Source organism: Moorena sp. SIO3B2, assembly GCF_010692525.1.
GTDB classification, from domain to species: domain Bacteria; phylum Cyanobacteriota; class Cyanobacteriia; order Cyanobacteriales; family Coleofasciculaceae; genus Moorena; species Moorena producens.
In genome coordinates this window covers 1-5572 of the sequence record NZ_JAAHHE010000380.1, presented here as the reverse complement: position 1 = coordinate 5572, position 5572 = coordinate 1, and the positions used below count along the sequence as shown (strand labels likewise).

The window sequence follows — 5572 nt, the reverse complement described above, 5'->3', positions numbered from 1 at the left end:
TCCACCTCCGATAACGCCAAATCCTTTAATTCAGTCCAACGAGACTCTAACCAATTTAATAAGGGATTAGGAGCAGCATACTCTTGAAGTTTCTCTAAAATATTACGAGTACAAGCTAACAGGATATCTGTATATTGAGCATCGATTTCATCAATATCTCCTTCCGTTGCTGGAAAATAAACCACAAAGCAGCCATTCTTCTGCAAATAATCTTCCAGACGCAATAACTCTGTTGATTTACCTACACCCCGATGTCCAGTATAAAGTTGACAAGTCGCTTGGTCTGAAAAGAGGATAGTTTTACCAATTTCCCGAAAAATATTGTCATCGCCCCTGACTTCACTACAGTTTACATAAGCTGGATCGTTGGCTGGTAAGGGATAAAATGGTTGAAATTTATTGTAGATTTTTTTTATTAAGCTCATGGGGGGTGGATGTGTATAAAGGATTTTTTTTTAGGGAGCAGGGAGCAGGGAGCAGGGAGCAGGGAGTAGGGAGTAGCGATGCAGCGCGGTCTTGGGGAGGCAGTGCGGTCTTGGGGAGGCAGCGCGGTCTTGGGGGTCCCCCCCATGAGCGACTGCCGTGGTCTCCCCCATGAGCAACTGCCGTGGTTTCCCCCACTCGCTATTGCATCAAGACGGGAGTAGGGAGTAGGGAAGATGGAAAAAATTAAATGGCAATTGCCTTATGCCTGGCTGGTAATGATCCTAATTATAAAATAATATATAGCAGTTATCATAACTATGAGGTACACATTTTCGGTATTTTAGGGAACAGGGAACAGTGCTTAGGGTGGGCAAAGTGATATTATCTATATTTGTTAAAAGAACCAAAGGGTTTTTGCCCACCCTACTTACTATTGCGTCATTGTTCAATCTTGGGTATAATTATCAAAGGTTGTAACTTTCAGAGCTTCTTGGAAACAAGCGTTGGCAAGTTCAAGATTCTGTGCTTTATCACCTTTGATGCGGTTACGGTAAGCAATACTAAGATTATATTTTGTCTCTGCCCAATCAATAGGAAATGCCTCAAAGGTATAAACTAGAAGAGCCTGTTGGTAACAAGCGATTGACCGTAGGTCACGCTACGCGAACGCTTCTTCAATATTCTGTGCTTTGGGACCTTTAATTCTTTCATAGTAAGCATTACCGAGATTGTTTTGAGTCGATGCCCATTTTTCGGGAAATGCTTGACGGGTGCGTACTTGTAAAGCCAATTGGTAGCAAGCGATTGACCGTAGGTCACGCTACGCGAACGCTTTTTCAATATTCTGTATTTTCTGACCTTTGATTCGGTTACGGTAAGTAATACCGAGATTGAATTGAGTCGATGCCCAATCAATAGGAAAAGCTTCACGGGTGTGTACTTGTAAAGCCAATTGGTAGCAAGCGATTGACCGTAGGTCACGCTACGCGAACGCTTTTTCAATATTCTGTCTTTTCTGACCTGTGATTCTGTAATAGTAAGCACGACCGAGATTTTTTTGAGTCGATGCCCAATCAACAGGAAAAGCATCACGGGTGTAAACGGCTAAAGCCAATTGGTAGCAAGCGATGGCATTTTCTAGGTTTTGTGCCTTCTGACCTGTGATTCTGTTAACGTAAGCACGACCGAGATTGAATTGAGCCATTGCCCATTGTTCGGGAAAAGCTTCACGGGTGATAACAGTTAGTGCCACTTCATAGCCAGTGATGGCAATTGAGCTATTGCTGGCTTTATCACCCAAGAGGAATTGCTGAATTAGATTGCTGAAGTCAACAATAACTGCTGCTATATTTTCCGCTTCATCTGGTTTCACTTCCGCCAGCTTAGTTGTTGCCCAATCCCGCAATAATTCTGCTAATCTAGGATTAATTTTGTCTGTATTGTCTGCCAGTAATGGGTAAACTATCTGGGAGTCACCATTACTGTCTGCGGTTGCTTGTAGTACCTCTAAGAGAAACTTGAGTTGGGCATCAGATGTGTTGCGATTACGACCCATCATTAACTCCCATGTCTGGTGTATTGTTAACCCTTGAGCCTTATAGCCCTACGCGCAAGTCAAAAGTATAGGGTTTTTAGGGAGCAGGGAGCAGGTAAGAGTGAATTGCAAACCACTGTATTGATAATTGTGATATTTTTGCCATCATGGAAGTAACTCCTATTTAGGTGGGAGGAAAACCGCGCTGGCGTCGGTGAATGGTTTTAACCAGCGCGGTTATTAGTCTCAGTCTCAATGTTTATAGTATAGATAAATTCTGAAAAAAATGCAAGAGTTAATTTATTTTTTTACATTTATTTACAAATATTTTTTTTTAGGAATTGATGGATTAAATTATGGATAAATTATGATAGCAAGGTAAGTCTACCTTAGGACATATTGTTTTAGTTAAAAGTAACAACAACGTTATCTTATTGCTTTTTGGATTAACTTTAAAATTCTCATAAAAAACCTTTAAAAATCCTTGAGAAATAAATTTATAATCATTACAATAATTAATATAAATAAATTAAATTTTTGACCTATGTCAGAATTTACTCCAAACTCCAACAAACAACCGGTTAAGCACATCTTGAAGCGCTGCATCGCTAAATTTCTGGGGGGGTTCCCCCCCTTGGCCAATCCCATCGGCTCACATCCGGATTGGTTCGGAAACTTCTGACATAGGTGATTGAAATAGCCGTCGATAGTATTTCTACGGCTATTTTTTTTTGTTTTGAGACTTATAGAAAAAGGGAATCGGGAATCGGGAATCGGGAATCGGGAATCAAGAATTGGGAATTGGGAATTGGGAGCGGTGCGACCCGTGGCGAATTTAATTCGCCTACGGAAAGCGCACCGAGAGAATTGGGAATCGGGAACAGGCAAAGCAATACTTGTGGTTCAGTAAGCCTGTACTCCAACATCATCAAAGTATGATAAAATTCTTAATTATAACAGTCGCCAGGGTAATTAGGACATGACAAAAGTCTCAAACTACAGTATGGCAAGAGTTTAACTTCTGACTTCTGACTTCTGACTTCTGACTTCTGCTATATAACAGCGTTTTCCATAACTATTAGGTGCCCTTGACCCATTAAGAATTAAATTCCCCACGGGTCGCACCTGAGGTACACAGAATTTTTTACCTCTTGCCTCTTGCCTCTTGCCTGCTCCCTACTCCCTACTCCCTTTGCTATAAAATAAATGCAACTAGAAGACTATTTTGAATTCCTAAGTGTGGACGATATTCGGCTCAAAGGCACAAGAATAGGAATAGAAACTATTCTCTATGATTATATCCATCGTGCCCGCACTCCCGAAGAAATTGCGGAAACCTATCCATCCCTAAATCTAGAACAAGTCTACGCTACTATTCTTTATTATCTACACAATAAAGAAATGGTGAGCCAATATGTTGCTGACTGGTTAGAGTGGAGTCACCAGCAACTGAAAGCACAGCAACTTAACCCCTCCACCTCTGCGCTGCGATTGCGGAAGTTGAGAGCAGAACGAAAAGTAATCAAAAAAGCTGATGACTCTCAAATATCTATTGGATGAAAATGTCAATCCTGCTTACAAAATCCAATTGACCCGGAATTCTCCTGATTTGGTGATGTGGGTTGTTGGTGAACCGAATACTCCTGCAAGAGGAACGTTAGACCCACAAATTCTGAACTGGTGTGACGAGTATGGTTTTGTGCTGGTGACAAATAATCGTAAATCTATGCCGACCCACTTAGCTGATTATATTGCAGAAGGGAATCACATACCAGGCATCTTTATTCTCAACACCAAGTTAAGTATGGGAGAAAATATTGATGAGTTGGTTTTTCTAGCTGAGGCATCTTTTGAAAGCGAATATCAAGACCAAATTATTTATCTTCCACACAGTTATAGCGTTTCTAAATAGCTCATGAAAACCCTTGACTACTCTTCCCGACTCCCTGTTCCGAGGCTCCCTACTCCCTGCTCCGAGGCTCCCTACTCCCTACTCCCTACTCCCTACTCCTTGTTCCCTGTTCCCTAAAACCTAAAGATTTTTACCTAACCCAATTGATAATTTCTATATCCCACTCCACTCTCTCAAAATAGGCAAAACCCAAGTAATGGGCGTACGCTCTTCCACTGTTACCCTTACGGTTGTTGTGGTTCCTGGAGAAATTTTTAACGGGGGTCCGAGGGAAGATGACCATTTATAACCACTGGGGGTTTTTGAGTCAAGTTGTAATTTAGCGATCGCTTCGATTTTACCTCCTTCTTCACCCATTAATTTTTGTACCACTTCGGGGTTTCCGATCACAGAACTCGCTCCTGCTGAGGTGATGGAAAAGGGAGAAACTTCAGTTATTTTCCCGACAATTCCCCCATATCTTGTCCGTTTTACCGTATCCGGTGTAATTAAAATCCCCATTCCCGGTTGAATTTTCTTGCCATCTTCAACAGCAAAATAAGTGACGCTGATCATATCCCTAGCTTTTCCTGGAGTTTGTAGGGTTCCCAGGGTATTTCCGGGGTTGAGATATTCCCCGACAGTAGCCGTTATTTCTAGAATACATCCGGTATGGGGACTTTTAATAATACTGTTGTCTGCAACGTCTTGTTGCAATCGGGCGATAGTTTGCTGTATGTCCTGAGTTTGATTCTTCTCAGTATTGGTAGCTTCCAGATTATCCTGTTCTAGTTGTTTACTACGGGTGTCTAAGGTTTCCAATTCCGCTTTAATTTGACTAATAGTATTGATATTTTCTAAATAGTTCTGTTGTAGTTCCGTTTCCTGTACCTGCAACTGTTGCAATTGGGCTTGAATCTCGGAGATAGTTTGACGGGTTTCTCGATAGTCTTGTTCTGCTTGTAAAATCCGTTCAGAAGAAATTGCTCCTTGTTTTTGTAAGTCCCGTTGCTTGGCCAGTCGCTGTTGTAGTATTGGGGTTAATTCTTGGGCATCTTTGAGCTGTTGTTGGAGGCTGCGACGCTGGCTCACGATGCTAGTTAATCCTTGATCTTGGAGCTGGGGAGTCAAGGTTTCAGTATCTCGTAACCGTTGTTGTAAGCTCGTTCGTTCAGCAGTAATTGCTGCTGTTTCTAGCTGGGTGCGTTGTTGTCGCAGTAACGTAATTTTTGCGATTTGTTGCTTTAACTGAGCCAGTTTATCCCGTTCTTGTTGTAACTGCTGTTTTAGATCAGAGGGGTCAATGATTCCCAGGATATCGTCTTTTTTTACACATTGACCGGTGCGAATCGTTAAAGATTCCAACTGTCCGGATATGGGAGATTGCAACTGTACCACCCGACGGGGATTAATCAGCACTCCCTTACCCGTGACAGTGATCGGAATAGTCCCAACTATGCTCCAAAGTACCCCGATCAGGCCGAATATAGCTAATCCCCCCAAGGGTAGCCAATCCACGGGACTAACCACTGGCATTAACCGATCTAACTGTTCTGGGTCAGATAATCGGTCAAGGGCTTGCTGACGGAAGATCGGGGGTTTTTGCTGAGTCATTATCAGGGAGGAGGGAATCGGGAATCGGGAATCGGGAATCGGGAATCGGGAATCGGGAATCGGGAATCGGGAATCGGGAATCGGGAATCCGATTGATTAGCTGAGTC

Annotated in this window: 6 protein-coding genes and 1 pseudogene; 2 read left to right on the top strand and 5 right to left on the bottom strand. The window is 42.4% G+C overall.

The window, feature by feature from the left end:
- The 4 genes and pseudogenes from F6K38_RS34140 to F6K38_RS34120 all read right to left on the bottom strand — a co-directional run.
- Positions 1–425, bottom strand: a 425-nt coding sequence (locus F6K38_RS34140; protein ID WP_502709628.1) for a P-loop NTPase family protein, incomplete at its 3' end; no start/stop codon positions are given.
- Positions 397–621: a hypothetical protein gene (locus F6K38_RS34135; RefSeq protein ID WP_287359529.1), complete on the bottom strand. Its 225-nt coding sequence runs from the start codon at positions 619–621 to the stop codon at positions 397–399. The genes F6K38_RS34135 and F6K38_RS34140, both read right to left, overlap by 29 nt.
- A 250-nt stretch (positions 622–871) precedes the next feature.
- Positions 872–1981 (bottom strand): annotated as a pseudogene (locus F6K38_RS44525) (hypothetical protein).
- Between the two features lie 722 nt (positions 1982–2703).
- Entirely contained in the window at positions 2704–2889 is a 186-nt protein-coding gene (locus F6K38_RS34120; protein WP_287359523.1) for a hypothetical protein, read from the bottom strand.
- A 277-nt stretch (positions 2890–3166) separates the two neighbouring features.
- Between F6K38_RS34120 and F6K38_RS34115 the strand changes: the two genes are divergently transcribed.
- Both F6K38_RS34115 and F6K38_RS34110 read left to right on the top strand, forming a co-directional pair.
- Positions 3167–3520 carry a DUF433 domain-containing protein gene (locus F6K38_RS34115; protein WP_287359521.1) on the top strand — a complete coding sequence of 118 codons (354 nt, stop codon included), beginning with the start codon at positions 3167–3169 and terminating at the stop codon, positions 3518–3520.
- Positions 3495–3872 (top strand): DUF5615 family PIN-like protein, encoded by a 378-nt coding sequence (locus F6K38_RS34110; protein ID WP_008185689.1) that lies wholly within the window; start codon positions 3495–3497, stop codon positions 3870–3872. Before F6K38_RS34115 ends, F6K38_RS34110 begins: the two co-directional genes overlap by 26 nt.
- Positions 3873–4025: 153 nt before the next feature.
- Here F6K38_RS34110 and F6K38_RS34105 read toward each other — a convergent pair whose 3' ends face one another.
- Complete coding sequence (locus F6K38_RS34105; RefSeq protein WP_287359520.1) at positions 4026–5465, bottom strand: NHLP bacteriocin system secretion protein; 1440 nt, start codon at positions 5463–5465, stop codon at positions 4026–4028.
- Positions 5466–5572 lie beyond the last annotated feature (107 nt).

Excerpts from the sequence above, each read along its gene's own strand:
- F6K38_RS34105 (WP_287359520.1), bottom strand. The coding sequence starts at position 5,465 with ATGACTCAGCAAAAACCCCCGATCTTCCGTCAGCAAGCCCTTGACCGA.
- F6K38_RS34120 (WP_287359523.1), bottom strand. The coding sequence starts at position 2,889 with ATGATGTTGGAGTACAGGCTTACTGAACCACAAGTATTGCTTTGCCTG.
- F6K38_RS34110 (WP_008185689.1), top strand. The coding sequence starts at position 3,495 with ATGACTCTCAAATATCTATTGGATGAAAATGTCAATCCTGCTTACAAA.
- F6K38_RS34115 (WP_287359521.1), top strand. The coding sequence starts at position 3,167 with ATGCAACTAGAAGACTATTTTGAATTCCTAAGTGTGGACGATATTCGG.